The sequence below is a fragment of the Catellatospora sp. KI3 genome, from assembly GCF_029948125.1.
Lineage (GTDB): Bacteria > Actinomycetota > Actinomycetes > Mycobacteriales > Micromonosporaceae > Catellatospora.
This window is the reverse complement of record NZ_JASAMB010000003.1, coordinates 117,179-131,248: the sequence shown is the minus strand read 5'-3', so window position 1 is coordinate 131,248 and position 14,070 is coordinate 117,179. Positions and strand designations below refer to the sequence as shown.

The window sequence follows — 14,070 nt, the reverse complement described above, 5'->3', positions numbered from 1 at the left end:
AGGCACCTGTGAGTGCGTAAGTCTCCCCGGGGTAGGTTGGGGCGGTGACGACGATGCGCGCCGCCGAGCGGCGGGAGCAGGACCGCCGGGAGTACAACGCGTTCCTGTCGGAGTGCCCCGGGCACGAACTGCTGGCCACCCTCAGCGACAAATGGGTGACCCTGGTGCTCAGCGCCCTGGCCGACGGGCCGCTGCGCTACCGCGACGTGTCCCGGACCATCCCCGGCGCCAGCCAGAAGATGCTGACGCAGACCCTGCGCAAACTCGAACGCGACGGGCTGGTGACCCGCACGGTGACACCGTCGGTCCCGGTCCGGGTGGACTACGAGCTGACCGCGCTCGGGCAGAGCCTGCTGCCGGTCCAGCGGGCGATCAAGAGCTGGGCCGAGACCCACATCGAGCAGGTCCACCTCGCCCGCAAGACCTACGACCACGCCATGGCCGACGCGCCGTAGGCGGGCTTTCAGCCGATCTCGGCGACGACGGCTCCGTCCTGGTCGCGGATCTGGCTCTTGACGATCTGGACGGCGAGGTCCGCCGAGGTGAGCCGGTAGGTGCATGCCGTGTCCGATCTCCGCCGGACCCTGCGGCCGGTGGCGGCGATGCTGGGGACATGACAGGCGATTACGTGGTCAAGGCCATCAGTGCCGAGGTCGTCGGGCAGCTGCGGCGCTTCGATGACGCCAGGCGCCCGCCCCGGCTGTCGGTGGACGCCGAGGGCGGGGCTCCGCTGCGGTGCTGCCTGCGGCGCAGCCGGGCGGGCGAGACACTCGCACTGGTGTCGTACGCGCCACTGCGGCGCTGGGCGGCCGACACCGGCGCCGATCCCGGCCCGTACGACGAGGTGGGCCCGGTGTTCATCCACGCCGAACCGTGCGACGGCGTCAGCCCGGGTACCGCTGGGCGGCCCGGTCGCGGCCGTAGAGTTCGGTGAGGCGGCGCAGCCGGAACTCGACCCCCGGCGTGAGCGACCGGGGCTCCAGCCGCCACTGCCAGTTGCCCTCGGTCCGCCCCGGCGTGTTCATCCGGGCCTCGCTGCCCAGCTGCAGCACGTCCTGCACGGGCAGGACGGCCAGGTAGGCCACCGACGCGAACACCGCCCGCGCGGCCGGCCAGCAGATCCCGTCGGCCACGCCGCCGAGGTAGCGCTCCGCCCGTTCCCGCTGGTCGACCGTGGCACTGTGCCACCATCCGGCCATGGTGTCGTTGTCGTGGGTGCCGGTGTAGGCGACGCAGTCGACCGGGTACCGGTGCGGCAGGTACTGGTTCTCCTCACCGGAGAACGCGAACTGCAGCAGGCGCATGCCGGGGATGCCCGCCTCCGCGCGGATCCGCTGCATGCCAGCCGACTGCGGCCCGACGTCCTCGGCGATCAGGTCCAGGTCGGGCAGCTCCTTGCGGACCGCGGTGAACAGGTCCGCGCCAGGCCCGTCCTCCCACCGCCCCCGGGCGGCGTCGCGCGAGGCCGGCACCGCCCAGTAGCGGTGGAAGCCGTGGAAGTGGTCGAGCCGCACCGTGTCGCAGAGGTCCTGCATCCGGCGGAAGCGGTCGACCCACCAGCGGTAGTCCTCGGCGGCCAGCGCGTCCCAGCGGTAGAGCGCGTTGCCCCACACCTGGGACTCGCGGCTGTAGGCGTCGGGCGGGAAACCGGCCAGCGCGGTCGGCCGACCGGCGGCGTCCACCTGGAACAGGTCGGGCCGGGCCCACACGTCGGCGCTCTTCGGGCTGACGTACATGGGCAGGTCGCCGACGATCTCGATGCCGAGCTTGCCCGCCCGCGCGCGCACCTGCGCGAAATGGGTGGCGAACAGGTACTGCTCGAACCGGAAGAAGTCGAGTTCGCGGGCGAGGTCGTCGGCCGAGCGGGCCAGGGCGTCGGGAAAGCGCAGCGCCAGCGGCACGGGCCAGTCGGTCCAGGTCCTGCCGTGGCGGCGGCGCAGCGCCATGTAGTGGGCGTAGTCGTCGAGCCACCAGCCGTGCTCGCGGGCGAACCGGTCGCTGTCGGCGGTCGGCGTGAAGTTCGCGAACGCCCTGGCCAGCAGCTGGTCCTTGACCGCCGTCGCGGCCGCGAAGTCGACCGGGCCCGCCGACAGGTCCGGCACACCGGCCAGGTCGGCCCGGCTGAGCAGCCCGGCGTCCCGCAGCCGGTCCACGCTGATCAGCAGCGGACTGCCGGCCAGGGCCGCATACGACTGGTACGGGCAGCCGACCCGGTTGACCGGGTTCAGCGGCAGCATCTGCCACACCGACTGCTCGGCAGCGGCCAGGAAATCCAGCCACTCGTCGGCGGCCGGGCCGAACTCGCCGACGCCGAAGCGGCCCGGCAGGCTGGTGGGGTGCAGCAGTACGCCGCTGCGCCGGACCACGCTCATCGTCCCCGCTCCTTCCCACCGGCGGCGTCGACGGCCGCGGGCCGGTACAGCCGCTCGTACCGCCGCGCAGCCTCGTCCCAGGTGAACCGGGCCCGCATCGCCCGGTCGCGCAGCCGGGCCCAGCCCTGCCCGGCCCGGTACCGCTCGATGCCCTCCCACAGCGCGCCGAGCAGCTGGGCGCGGTCGTTGCCGGGGAAGGACAGGCCCAGGCCGGTGTCCACGATGGTCTGCGCCATCCCGCCGACCCGCCGCACCACCGGCACCGACCCGTAGCGCAGCGCGATCAGCGGGGCCAGGCCGCACGGTTCGAACTCCGACGGGGCCAGGAACATGTCCGACCCCGCGTACGCCAGCCGGGCGACCCGCTCGGCGCTGTCGGGGTGGAACCCGATGTTCGGATAGAAGCGCGCGGCCCGCGCGAAAGCGTGCTCGAACCGGTCGCCGGTGCCGACGACCACGAACTGCGCCTCAAGCCCGGCCAGCTCGTCGATGCTGTCCAGCAGCAGCTCGACGCCCTTCTGCTTGACCAGCCGGCCGACGAACGCGATCAGCGGCACGTCCGCGTCGACGGGCAGGCCGCTGGCCCGCTGCAGCTCGGCCTTGCACACGGCCTTGCCGGCCATGTCCCCGACGTCGTACCGGGCGGGCAGGTGCCGGTCGGCGCCGGGATGGAAGTGGTCGTAGTCGACGCCGTTGAGCACACCGGTGTAGTCCTCGCCCCGGCTGCGCAGCAGGCCGTCCAGCCCGCAGCCGTGCAGCGGCGACAGGGTCTCGTCGCGGTAGCGGTCGCTGACCGTGGTGACCGCGTCGGCATGGGCGATGCCCTGGGCCAGCAGGTTCCCGGCGCCGTAGCCGGTCAGGCCCAGGCGGTCGGCCAGGCTCTGCGGGAACAGCCCCTGGTAGGCCAGGTTGTGGATGGTGAGCACGGTCCGGCAGCGGGCGCCGCGCCGGCGCAGGTACGCCGGGATGTGGCCGACGTGCCAGTCGTTGCAGTGCACCGCGTCGGCCCGCCAGCCGGGGCTGACCGCGAGCCGGGCCAGGGCCCGGGAGAACAGGACGAACGAGGCGAGGTTCTTCTCCACGTACCCCTCAGGGCGGTCCCACAGCCGCTGCTCGGCAGCGCCGACGGTGTAGTACCGCACCCCGTCGTGATCGCCCTGGTCGGCGACCTCGAACCGGGCTCTGGCGCGGCCCGCCGCCACCTCCAGCCGGGCCACCGTCCGCCCGGCGGGCAGGCCGGTGTACCGGGGGAAGAACAGGTCGACCCGGTGGCCGCGCCGGGCCAGGCTCTTGGGCAGCGCCTGGGCGACGTCGCCCAGTCCGCCGACCTTGACGAAGGGGAACACTTCCGAGGTCGCGAAGTGGATCCGCATCGGGCTCGCCGCTCCTGCCTGGACGTTCAGCCGTGCCCGTCGAGGGCCGGGCCGAGGTGTTCCCGCCAGCCGGCCGGTAGGCGGTCGTGGTGCTCGACGCGCCGGGCGCCGACGAAGGAGGCGAGCGCGGTGATCGCCTGCCCGACCCGCGCCGCGGCGGCCGGGGTGGCGGGGGCGCCGGGTTCGGCGTACACGCCCTCGAGTTCGAGCACGCCGCGGCGCCGGTCGAGGCGGGGCGCGACCCGGCCGATGAGCTGGTCGCCGTCGAGGATCGGCAGGACGTAGTAGCCGTACTCGCGCTTGGCCGCGGGCACGTACATCTCGGTGCGGAAGTCGAAACCCCACAGGCGGGCGGTGCGGTCGCGGTCGCAGATCAGGTTGTCGAACGGCGACAGCAGCACGGTACGGGGACTCCAGTCACCGGCCGCGATCCGGTCGAGCAGCGGCAGCCGGTCGGCGTGCACATACCACTGCTCGCCCGCCGGGGCGCCCTCCAGCGTCACCGGCACGAAGCGGCGGGCCTCCACCAGCGTGGCGACGACCTCACGCAGTCCCGGATAGCGCGACCGGATGAAGTGGAGTTCGATGTCGCGCCGGCGGCCGATGCCCAGTGCGCGCAGCGAATGCTCCGCGGCACGGGACACGATCTCCGCCTCGGGCAGCGGCGTGCGGTCCAGCCCGTCGGGCAGGCAGCGCTCGGCCAGGTCCCACCGCCGCTTCTTGCCGTCGCGGCCGGCCACCAGGACGACGCCCTGGTTCCACAGGATGTCGAGCATCCGCTCGACGCTGCGGCCCGCGGACCAGCCGCCGCCCTCCCACGCGACGTCGGCCCGGACGTCGAAGCCGTCGGTGGGCAGCGGGCCCGCCTCGGCCAGCCGCTGGACCACGGCGTCGCGCAGGCCGGTGTTGGCCCGCAGCCAGTCGCCGATCCGGGCCATCGGCACCGACTGCCCGGCGTCGGGGTAGCCGCGCATCATGGCGTGGTGCAGCTGGTAGTCCTCGCTGAGCACGATCGAGGCGGCGTGCGCCCAGTAGTCGAACAGCCGCCGCTCCTTCCAGCGCAGGTTGGCCAGCTCCTGCTCGTCGTACGCGCCGAGCCTGCTCCACAGCACCAGCCGGTGGCTGTGCGCGACCACGTCGATCGGGTCGAGCTGCAGGCAGCGCAGGGTCGCCAGCACGTCCCACAGGCGCCCCTGGCCGGGCGGCGGCACCGGCCCGGCCAGGTGCTGGCAGCTGACGGCCAGGCGGCGGGCCTCACGCAGCCCCACACTGCGGCTCACCGCGCCGCCGCCGGCTCGTCCAGGTCGGCGCCGATGGCGGCGGCGAGTTCGGGCAGCGCGTCGTCGATGAAGAAGTGGCCGCCCGGGAAGACGGTCTGCCGGAACGGGCCGGTCGTCTCGCGCTGCCACGCGGCCATCAGCTCCGGGTTGGCGGAGGTGGGGTCCGCCTCGCCGGAGAACGCGTGGATCGGCACGGCCAGCGGCGGGCGCGGGGTGTAGGGCAGGGTCGCGACCGTCCGCAGGTCCGCGCGCAGCGTCGGCAGCACCAGGTCCAGCAGCTCCGGGTTGTCCAGCACCGCCGAGGAGGTGCCGCCCAGCGAGCGCATGTAGCCGACCAGCTCCTCGTCGGTCTCGTCGACGCCGGGGACGTGGCCCAGCTCGCTGGGTCCGGCGCTGGCGGCGACGAACAGCGTGCGCGGCTGCGGCAGCCCCGCCTCGCGCAGCGCGTGGGCGAGGTGGAACGACACCTGGGCGCCGAAGCTGTAGCCGAACAGCGCGTACGGGGTGTCCGGCTGCTGGCGCAGCGCCTCGACGAGGGCGCCGACCAGGGCGTCCATGCGTTCGAGCGCGGGTTCGCGGAACCGGCCGTCGCGGCCGGGCAGCATGAACGCCTCCACTGCGACGTGGGCGGGCAGCAGCGCGGGCCAGTCGCGGAACATCGACGGGCTGCCGCCGGCGTAGTGCAGGCAGTAGAGCCGCAGCCGCGGCGTACCGCCGCGGTGGTAGCGGCGCAGCCAGCGGTCCGCGGTGGCCCTGGTCATGACGTCCACGGTCGTCCTCCTCCGGTTCGCGCGCGCGGCGTCGGGGTGTACACCACCGGCAGCGAGGTGACCCCGTAGCAGAAGCTGACGTCCGGGAACCATGTGACGGCGCCGGGGTCCGCCAGTTCGAAGTCCGGCATCCGGGCCAGCACCGCCGCCACCATCGCGGTGAACATCGCCCGCACCGCCCCGGCACCGACACAGTAGTGCGGGCCGCCGCCGAAGGAGAGGTGCGCACCGGCGTCGCGGTCGACGTCCACCCGTGCGGCGTCGGGGAACACCGAGTCGTCCCGGTTGGCCCCGGCCCAGGACACGTACACCCGGTCCCCGGCGCGCAGGTCGTGTCCGCCGAGCCGGACGTCCTGCGCGACGGTGCGCACGGTGGACGGGATCGGCGTCACCCAGCGCAGGAACTCGTCGGCGGACCGGTGGACCAGGTCCGGGTCGGCGGCCAGGCGCCGTCTCAGTGCCGGGTCGCGGGCCAGGTGCCACAGCGAAGTGGACACCAGGCACGACGTCGGGTGGATGCCGATGAGCAGGGTGTACATCATGGACACGATCGCCTCGTCGGGCACCGGCTGCCCGTCCAGGACCGTGTCCAGCAGCACCGCGATGAGCCCGGAGCCGGCGCCGGTGTCGCGGTGCTCCTCCATCGCGTCGACGATCATCAGGCACAGCTCCTGCGCCGCCCGGCGGGCCGCGTCGGGGTCGGACGGCCCGTTGAGCAGCGCCTGCTCTAGCACCGCGTCGACCTGCGCCCACTGCTGCTCCGGCAGGCCGATGTCGCGCAGGGTCAGCATGGCGGCCATCCGCTCGGTGAGCGCGCGCACCAGGTCGCAGCGGCCCTGCTCGACCACCTCGTCCAGGCACTCGTCGGCCAACTGCCGGAACTCCGCCATCCGCGCGGCGACCCGGTTCGGGGTGTAGTAGGCGGCCAGCAGCCTGCGGTAGCGCAGCGACTCGGGCACGTTGAGCTCCAGCGGCACCAGCCGGCCGGTCTGGCCGATCGCCGGGATGCTGATGCCCTGGAAACTGCCGTCCCGCTGCTCGTATCCGGTGTGGAAGCGGCGGTCGCGGGTGATCGCGCCGACGTCGGCGTGCCCGGTCACCACCCAGAAGCCGTCCCAGGCGGTGCTCCAGGCCACCGGGCAGTCCTCGCGCAGCCGGTCCAGCGCCGCGAACGGGTCCCGCGCGAGCGCCGGGTCGTGGCTGTCGAAGCCGACCCGGGGCACGTCGGCGGCGTACGGGCAGCCGGTCGGCGTCACGGCGGTGGCCGGGCTCGCCGTCATGGCGCCGACACCGCCGGAACGGCCCGGTCACCGGGTACGGCCAGCCCGGCCGCGAACACCTCCAGCAGCGAGGGCGGCGCCTCGGTGAACGTGTAGTGCTCGCCGTCGAGCAGCTCGTACGTCGTGTCGCCGCACACCGGCCAGCCGCCCATGGCGGTGTGCAGCACCTCGACGTCGCGGGTCCAGCCGATGGCGGTCAGCGGGCCGGGCAGCCGCGCCGGCTGCGCGACGTGGTAGAGCTTGTTGGCGTCGATGTCGCCCACCAGCACGCCCAGCTGCAGCTCCAGCAGGCTGGGCACCGGGGTGCCGCCGAGCTTGACGGTCAGCTTCGCCAGCTCGTCGAGCAGCTCCGCGTCGGTCATCTCCAGGAACCGCCCGCCCGGCCCGTCCTGCGGTGCCAGCTGCGACGACACGAACACCCGGGCCGGGTTCGGGTAGCCGCGCTCGGCGATGCGCACCGCGGTCTCGTACGCGCCCAGCGCCGACCCGCAGTGCCCGAACAGCCCGTACGGCCGGTCCAGGTACGGCAGCAGCGCGTCGGCGAGGTCGTCGCCCATCGCCTGGTACGTCGGGTGCGCGGACTCCCGCAGCCGGTTCTCGCGCCCCGGCAGCTGCACGGGGCAGATCTCGATGTCCCCGACGAACTGCGGCCACTGGCGGTACATGCTCGCGCCGCAGCCGGAGTAGGGGATGCAGAACAGCCGGACCTTCGCGTCCGGGCTCGGGTCGCGCAGCAGCCACTTGGTGCTGCTGCGCCCGCGGGTGCTCGACATCGGGTCGCTCCTCGACGGCTAGTAGGCGACGGTCCCGGCCACCGGCCGGACCTTGGCGACGATGGGCAGGTGCTTGTATCCGGCCACGAAGTTCGACCGCAGCCGCTGCGGCTGCCCGGCCAGGTCGAAGTCGCTGAACCGGCTGAGCAGCTCCGCGAAGAGCAGCCGCAGCGTCACCTTGGCCACGGTGTGGCCGACGCAGTAGTGCGGCCCGATGCCGAAGGCGATGTGCCGGTTCGGTTTGCGGCGGATGTCGAAGGTGAACGGGTCGGCGAAGACCTCCTCGTCGCGGTTGGCCGACCCCAGCCACACCACGACCGCGTCACCGGACTTGATCTGCCGGTCCCGCATGGTCACGTCGCGTACGGCGTAGCGCATGAAGTGGTTGGCCGGGGACGCCCAGCGCAGCGCCTCCTCGGTGCCGCCGACGGTCAGCTCCGGATGGGCGGCCCAGTCCTCGAACACCCCGGTCCCGGTCTGCGTCGCCATCGCCGCGCTGGCCACGTGCGGGGTGGTGACGTTGGCGCCCAGCAGCAGGCTGTAGCAGTTGGACATGATCTCGCCCAGCGACATGCGCCGCCCGTCGAGGTCGATCTCCATCAGGAAGCTGATCAGGTCGTCGCCGGGCGCCTTGCGGCGCTGGTGGACGATCTCCTGGAAGTACGCGAACAGCTCCCGGTGCGCCGTCTCCAGGGTGGCCTGCGGCCCGGCGGGCAGCGTGTACTCCGGGTCGTCCGGGGCGATCGCCGAGGTCGTCATGGTGGTCAGCCGCGACCAGTCCGCCGGCGGCAGCCCCATCAGCGTGCCGGTGACCGCCATCGGCATGGCGACCATCGCCTCGGCGAAGTCGAAGACGCCGCCGTCGTACAGCGGCTCGATCAGCGCGAGGACCTTCTCCCGGATGCTCTCCCGGTGCCGCTCCACCGCCTTGATCGACAGCGCCCGCTGCAGCGGCTCGCGCATGCGGGTGTGCCTGGGCGGGTCGGTCACCGCCATCTGCTTGCCCCCGGCCGGGTCGTCGGTGCCGAGGATGTTCAGCAGCGTGCCCCGCTCGGAGGTGAAGATGCTGTGGTCGCGCAGCACCAGGTCGGCGTCGTGGTAGGTCGTCACCGACCAGAAGCCCGGACCGGTCGCCGTCTCCTGCCAGCTGACCGGATCGTGCCGCCGCAGCCGGCGGAAGATGTCGTGCGGGTCGCCGTCGCTGTAGAGCATCGGGTCGGTCAGATCCGGCAACGCCCCCGACACGGGGCAGCCCGTCGCCATCTTCACGGCACCTTCTCCCTTCGTTTCGTGAGGTGGTCTAGTCGCGCAGGTGCTGGGCGAGTTCGGCGATGGTCGGCTGCAGGTACAGCACCCGGGCGGGCACGTCCACGCCGAACCCCTCCTTGAGCGTGCCCAGCAGCTCCGCGGCGAGCAGCGAGTGCCCGCCCATGTCGAAGAAGTCGTCGTCGGCGCCGACCGGCTCGACCCCGAGGACCTCGCCCCACAGCGCCGCCAGGCGCCGCTCGACGGTGTCGCGGGGCTCGACGAAGTCGTTGCCGACGTTGCGCGGCATCCGCGAGGCCACCGGCAGCGCGCGCCGGTCGACCTTGCCGTTGGCGGTGAGCGGCAGCTCGTCGAGCACGACGATCGCCCACGGCACCGCGTACGGCGGCAGCGTCTGCCGCAGCCGCTCGCGCAGCCGTACGCCCAGGTCCTCACCGTCGGGGTGGTCGTGTTCGGCCACCACGACGTAGGCCAGCAGGCGCTTGCCGCCCGCGTCGTCGGTCTGGGCGACCACCGCGGCGTCGAGGACCTCGGGCAGGCGGGTCAGCTCCGCCTCGACGTGGTCGGGCTCCACCCGGAACCCCTGGATCTTCAGCTGGTTGTCGACCCGGCCGCCGAACTCCAGGGCGCCGTCGGCCGACCAGCGGGCCAGGTCGCCGGTGCGGTACATCCGGGCGCCGGGCTCGCCGGAGAACGCGTCCGGCAGGAACCGGTCCGCGGTCGCCTGCGCCGAGTTCACGTACCCGCGGGCCAGGCCGTCGCCCGCGGCGTAGAGCTCGCCCCAGCAGCCGGGCGGGACCGGGCGCAGCGCGGCGTCGAGGACGGCGACCCGGGTGCCGGTGATCGGGTGCCCGATCGGCACCGGACCGGCGGCGGGTGCGGCGGTGGTCGTCCAGCAGGTGGTGAACGTGGTGTTCTCCGTGGGGCCGTACCCGTTGGTGAAGACCAGGTTCGGGTGGGCCCGCAGCAGCCGGTCCAGGTGGCCGGGCGAGATGACGTCACCCCCGGCGACCAGGTGCCGGATCCCGCCGAACGCGTCCAGGCGGGTGGCCGCGAGCTGGTGGAACAGCCCCGCGGTGAGCCACAGCACGGTGACCGCCTCCTGCTTGAGCACGTCGGCGAGCCGGTCCAGTTCGAGCACCCCGTCGGGGGCGACGGCCAGGCGGCAGCCGTTGACCAGCGGCGCCCAGATCTCCAGGGTGGAGGCGTCGAACGCGATCGGGGCCAGCAGCAGGAACACGTCGTCGGGGGCGATGTCGATCCAGTTCGGATCGCGTACCAGCCGGGACACGGCCCGGTGCGGCACGCCCACGCCGCGCGGCTCGCCGGTGGTGCCGGAGGTGAAGCTGACGTAGGCCAGGGTGTCCGGATGCTGCGCGCCGTCGGTCACGGCGGGGGCCCCGGGCTCGGCCGCGTCGAGGTCGAGCACTTCGACGCCCTCGGGCACCAGCTCCAGCAGCGCGTTCTCGACGGCGGCCAGCCGCGCCCCGGCGGTGCGGACCAGCGCCGCGCGGCGGACCGGCGTGTCCTGCACGTCCAGGACCAGGTACGCGGCGCCTGCCTTCAGGACGGCCAGCAGCGTGACGACGATCGACGGCGAGCGCCGCTGCAGCACCGCTACGACGTCGCCCGCCTGGACGCCCCGGTCGCGCAGCCGCCCGGCCAGGGCGTCGGCCTGCTCGTCCAGCTGCGCGTAGGTCAGGGTCCGGGCACCGTGGCTGACCGCGACCGCCTCGGGTGACCTGGCGGCCTGCTCGGCGACGAGGTCGTGGATGCAGCGCGCGGTCGGCGGGGCGTCGTCGCTGACGCCGAGCGCCCGCAGCAGGTCCTCGTCGTCGGTGAGCCGCAGCCGCGCGACGGGCTCCCGCCGCGCCGCCGCGCCGTGCGCGGCGACGACCGCGAGCGCGCCGTCGACTGCCGCGGCCAGTCGCGGGTCAGTCGTGCCAATGGCGGTGACGCGGTATGGCCGACCGCCGGGCGCCCCGGGGTCGGGGGTGAGCGTGAACCCTGCCGCCGCCTGGTATCTGCACTCGGTGAAACCGTCCGCTCCGACCTCGTCGAGCTGCGCGGACATCGTGTCGGCCAGGTCGCCGAAGGTGGGCAGCACGTCGAAGTCGGCGGTGACGGCCCAGCTGCGGCCGTCGGCGTCCGCGCAGTCGACGCTGACGCGGGCCTGCGCGGTGAACCGGTGCAGCACCGCCAGGAACGCGGCGACCAGGGCCGGTTCGATCCCGATGGCCTCCCGGTGCCGGCGCGGGGCGGGCACGACCGGGGTGGCCGTGGTGAGGTGCAGCGCGGTCATCGTGAACCTCCGAGGAGGCCCCGGCCTTCAGACCGGGGAGGAATCGGACTGCCCGCATAGCGGGCCAGGGAAAGGCGATTCGCCTGCACGGCGGGCCGCCGTCGTCTGTCACACCCCGTCGTTAGGTTGCGACCGTGACGACCAAGCACGTGAAGCGGGCGTTCAAATACCGCTTCCATCCGACGGATGCGCAGGCGGCAGAGCTGTCGCGCACGTTCGGGTGCGTGCGGAAGGTCTACAACCTCGCGCTGGCGGCACGTAGCCAGGCGTGGCAGCAGCGGGCCGAGCGGGTCAACTACCACCAGACCTCGGCCATGTTGACGGCGTGGAAGAAGACCGAGGAACTGGCCTACCTGCGCGAGGTATCCTCGGTGCCGCTCCAGCAAGCACTTCGGCACCTCCAGACGGCGTTCACCAACTTCTTCGCCAAGCGGGCCAAACAACCGCGGTTCAAGTCGCGGAAGAGGTCGCGGCGCTCGGCGGAGTACACGACCAGCGCGTTCCGGTTCCGTGACGGCAAGCTGACCCTGGCGAAGATGGCGGATCCGCTGGACATCGTGTGGTCGCGGCCGTTGCCCGCGGGTGCGTCGCCGTCCACAGTGACGGTGTCGCAGGACGCGGCCGGGCGCTGGTTCGTGTCCCTGCTGTGCGAGGACGAGGTGACGCCGCTGCCGCCGGTGGACGCGGCGGTGGGCATCGACGTGGGTATCGACTGCCTGCTGGCCCTGTCCGACGGCGAGAAGATCACCAACCCGAAGTTCGAACGCGCCGACCGGGTGCGGCTGGCCAAAGCCCAACGCGACCTGGCCCGCAAGGCTGAAGGCGACGGAGCCAACCGGGCCAAAGCTCGACGTAAAGTCGCCAGGATCTACGCGCGTATCGTCGATCGGCGACGCGACAACCTGCACAAACTGTCCACGCGACTCGTCCGCGAAAACCAAGTGGTCGTAGTCGAAGGACTGGCTGTGTCCAACATGCTCAAGAACCATAGACTCGCCAGGGTCATCTCCGATGCGGCGTGGGGCGAGTTGCGCAGGATGCTGGAGTACAAGTGCGACTGGCATGGGCGGACGTTCGTCCCGCTGGTCCGCTGGTTTCCCAGCTCGAAGCTGTGTTCCACCCCGGAGTGCGGCTACCTGAACGAGAAGATGCCGTTGAACGTCCGCGAGTGGACGTGCCCCCGATGTGGCACCACCCATGATCGGGACGTCAACGCTGCTAGGAATATCTTGGCCGCCGGGCTGGCGGTGTCTGCCTGTGGAGCTGGTGTAAGACCTCAACGGGAGTCCTCCCGGACAGGGCTGTCGGCTGTGAAGCAGGAAGTCGTCCCGACCGCACGCTTGCGTGCGGCTCAGCTGTGAGGCTGAGGGGAATCCGCCGCCTTCAGGCGGGGAGGAAGTCAACTTGGGCTCCTCACGAGTTCGTAGGCGTCGGCGCGGTCGGCCCGGTCGTGCGGGCGCAGCTGGGCGGTGAGCGCGGGGGCGCGGCGGGCTTCCTCGCGGTGCGCGGCCGCGACGGCCAGGGCCGCCGCCACGCCGCCGCCGACGTCGGCGGCGCAGCCGAGGTCGCGCAGGGCCAGCCCGAACGCGCTGAGCAGCGCGACCGCGTCGAGCAGGTCCACGTAGCCGCAGTGGCCCAGGCGCACGACCCGGGCGGCCAGCGGGCCGCCGCTGTCGACGATCTGCACGCCGTACTGGTCGAGCAGGTGGTCGACCAGGACCCGGGCGTCGATGGCGGCGGGCAGGGTCACCGCGGTGACCGCGGCGTTGCGGTCGTCGTCGGCCGACAGCAGCTCCAGGCCCATGCCGAGCACCCCGGCGCGGACCATCCGGCCGAGCTGCACATGCCGGACGAACACGTTCTCGATGCCCTCGTGGTGCAGGCGGCGCAGCGCGACGTCCAGCTGGTTGATCAGCGACACCGCCGGTGTCCAGGGGGTACGGGCGATGTCGGCGCGCAGCGCGTCGCGAGTGCGGTCCCAGTCGAAGTAGTAGCGCGGCAGCGCCGCCCGCTCGTGCAGCGCCCAGGCGCGCGGGCTGATGCTGGCGAACGCCAGGCCGGGCGGGGTCATCAGCGCCTTCTGGCAGCCCGCGACGACCACGTCCAGGCCCCACTCGTCGGTACGCAGCTCGCAGGCGCCCACCCCCGAGGCCGTGTCGACGACACTGACGATCCCGCGCGTGGCCTGCCCGAAGGCGCGCATGTCGTTGACGGTGGCGGTGGAGGTCTCGCAGTGCACGGCGATGGCCGCCACCAGGTCCGGGTGGGCCGCGACGGCCTCGGCGACGCGGCGCATGTCGACCGGGCGGCCCCACTGCTCGGCGACCTCGACCACGTCCAGGCCGAACGTGGTGGCCAGCTCGACCCAGCGCTGCCCGAACGCCCCGTTGTTGACCACCAGGACCCGGTCGCCGGGCGAGAACAGGTTCTGCACGGCGCCTTCGAACGCGCCGGTCATGCTGGAGGCGAACAGCAGCAGGTCGTTGCGGGTCAGCAGGGTCCGCTTCAGGTTGTCCAGGACCCGGTTGAAGACGGCGGCGTAGCTGTGCGTGCGCTCGTCCTCCATCGGGATGGTCGCGGCGGCCACCACCTCGGGTGGCAGCGGCGTGGGCCCGGGGACCGCGAGCCGGTACTTGAACATGGCGCTTCCTCTC

The 14,070-nt window shown here is 72.9% G+C and carries 12 protein-coding genes; 3 read left to right on the top strand and 9 right to left on the bottom strand.

The genetic code is table 11. The features are described from left to right. Positions 1-44 precede the first annotated feature (44 nt). On the top strand, positions 45-455 hold the full coding sequence (locus QEZ54_RS07150; RefSeq protein ID WP_281303678.1) for a helix-turn-helix domain-containing protein: 411 nt from the start codon (positions 45-47) through the stop codon (positions 453-455). A gap of 158 nt (positions 456-613) precedes the next feature. After that, positions 614-934, top strand: a complete 321-nt coding sequence (locus QEZ54_RS07145) for a DUF1203 domain-containing protein (protein ID WP_281303677.1) — start codon at positions 614-616, stop codon at positions 932-934. On the opposite strand, the gene malQ is transcribed toward QEZ54_RS07145, so the two are convergent. The 8 genes from malQ to QEZ54_RS07105 are packed head-to-tail and all read right to left on the bottom strand — an operon-like array spanning position 885 to position 11,416. Next, positions 885-2,372 carry a 4-alpha-glucanotransferase gene (malQ, locus tag QEZ54_RS07140; RefSeq protein ID WP_281303676.1) on the bottom strand — a complete coding sequence of 496 codons (1,488 nt, stop codon included), beginning with the start codon at positions 2,370-2,372 and terminating at the stop codon, positions 885-887. The two genes, QEZ54_RS07145 and malQ, sit on opposite strands and share 50 nt — an antisense overlap. Continuing rightward, complete coding sequence (locus QEZ54_RS07135; RefSeq protein ID WP_281303675.1) at positions 2,369-3,745, bottom strand: glycogen/starch synthase; 1,377 nt, start codon at positions 3,743-3,745, stop codon at positions 2,369-2,371. The genes malQ and QEZ54_RS07135 overlap by 4 nt, the downstream gene beginning before the upstream one ends. Positions 3,746-3,771: 26 nt before the next feature. Next, positions 3,772-5,025, bottom strand: coding sequence for a crosslink repair DNA glycosylase YcaQ family protein (locus tag QEZ54_RS07130; RefSeq protein ID WP_281303674.1), 1,254 nt, complete (start codon positions 5,023-5,025; stop codon positions 3,772-3,774). Continuing rightward, complete coding sequence (locus QEZ54_RS07125) at positions 5,022-5,786, bottom strand: thioesterase domain-containing protein (RefSeq protein ID WP_281303673.1); 765 nt, start codon at positions 5,784-5,786, stop codon at positions 5,022-5,024. The genes QEZ54_RS07130 and QEZ54_RS07125 overlap by 4 nt, the downstream gene beginning before the upstream one ends. After that, positions 5,783-7,075: a cytochrome P450 gene (locus QEZ54_RS07120; RefSeq protein ID WP_281303672.1), complete on the bottom strand. Its 1,293-nt coding sequence runs from the start codon at positions 7,073-7,075 to the stop codon at positions 5,783-5,785. Before QEZ54_RS07120 ends, QEZ54_RS07125 begins: the two co-directional genes overlap by 4 nt. Then, positions 7,072-7,848: a thioesterase domain-containing protein gene (locus QEZ54_RS07115; protein ID WP_281303671.1), complete on the bottom strand. Its 777-nt coding sequence runs from the start codon at positions 7,846-7,848 to the stop codon at positions 7,072-7,074. The genes QEZ54_RS07120 and QEZ54_RS07115 overlap by 4 nt, the downstream gene beginning before the upstream one ends. 18 nt (positions 7,849-7,866) lie before the next feature. Then, entirely contained in the window at positions 7,867-9,111 is a 1,245-nt protein-coding gene (locus QEZ54_RS07110) for a cytochrome P450 (RefSeq protein WP_281303924.1), read from the bottom strand. A 37-nt stretch (positions 9,112-9,148) separates the two neighbouring features. Next, positions 9,149-11,416, bottom strand: coding sequence for a non-ribosomal peptide synthetase (locus tag QEZ54_RS07105; protein ID WP_281303670.1), 2,268 nt, complete (start codon positions 11,414-11,416; stop codon positions 9,149-9,151). Between the two features lie 134 nt (positions 11,417-11,550). Between QEZ54_RS07105 and QEZ54_RS07100 the strand changes: the two genes are divergently transcribed. Beyond that, positions 11,551-12,777 carry an RNA-guided endonuclease TnpB family protein gene (locus tag QEZ54_RS07100; protein ID WP_281303669.1) on the top strand — a complete coding sequence of 409 codons (1,227 nt, stop codon included), beginning with the start codon at positions 11,551-11,553 and terminating at the stop codon, positions 12,775-12,777. 38 nt (positions 12,778-12,815) lie between these two features. Here the strand turns inward: QEZ54_RS07100 and QEZ54_RS07095 are convergent, their stop codons facing one another. Next, positions 12,816-14,057 carry an alanine--glyoxylate aminotransferase family protein gene (locus QEZ54_RS07095; RefSeq protein ID WP_281303668.1) on the bottom strand — a complete coding sequence of 414 codons (1,242 nt, stop codon included), beginning with the start codon at positions 14,055-14,057 and terminating at the stop codon, positions 12,816-12,818. Positions 14,058-14,070: the final 13 nt, after the last annotated feature.

What these genes read in the sequence shown, in the direction of transcription:
- QEZ54_RS07145 (WP_281303677.1), top strand. Translation starts at nt 614, where the DNA reads ATGACAGGCGATTACGTGGTCAAGGCCATCAGTGCCGAGGTCGTCGGG.
- malQ (WP_281303676.1), bottom strand. Translation starts at nt 2,372, where the DNA reads ATGAGCGTGGTCCGGCGCAGCGGCGTACTGCTGCACCCCACCAGCCTG.
- QEZ54_RS07135 (WP_281303675.1), bottom strand. Translation starts at nt 3,745, where the DNA reads ATGCGGATCCACTTCGCGACCTCGGAAGTGTTCCCCTTCGTCAAGGTC.
- QEZ54_RS07125 (WP_281303673.1), bottom strand. Translation starts at nt 5,786, where the DNA reads ATGACCAGGGCCACCGCGGACCGCTGGCTGCGCCGCTACCACCGCGGC.
- QEZ54_RS07120 (WP_281303672.1), bottom strand. Translation starts at nt 7,075, where the DNA reads ATGACGGCGAGCCCGGCCACCGCCGTGACGCCGACCGGCTGCCCGTAC.
- QEZ54_RS07115 (WP_281303671.1), bottom strand. Translation starts at nt 7,848, where the DNA reads ATGTCGAGCACCCGCGGGCGCAGCAGCACCAAGTGGCTGCTGCGCGAC.
- QEZ54_RS07110 (WP_281303924.1), bottom strand. Translation starts at nt 9,111, where the DNA reads ATGGCGACGGGCTGCCCCGTGTCGGGGGCGTTGCCGGATCTGACCGAC.
- QEZ54_RS07105 (WP_281303670.1), bottom strand. Translation starts at nt 11,416, where the DNA reads ATGACCGCGCTGCACCTCACCACGGCCACCCCGGTCGTGCCCGCCCCG.
- QEZ54_RS07095 (WP_281303668.1), bottom strand. Translation starts at nt 14,057, where the DNA reads ATGTTCAAGTACCGGCTCGCGGTCCCCGGGCCCACGCCGCTGCCACCC.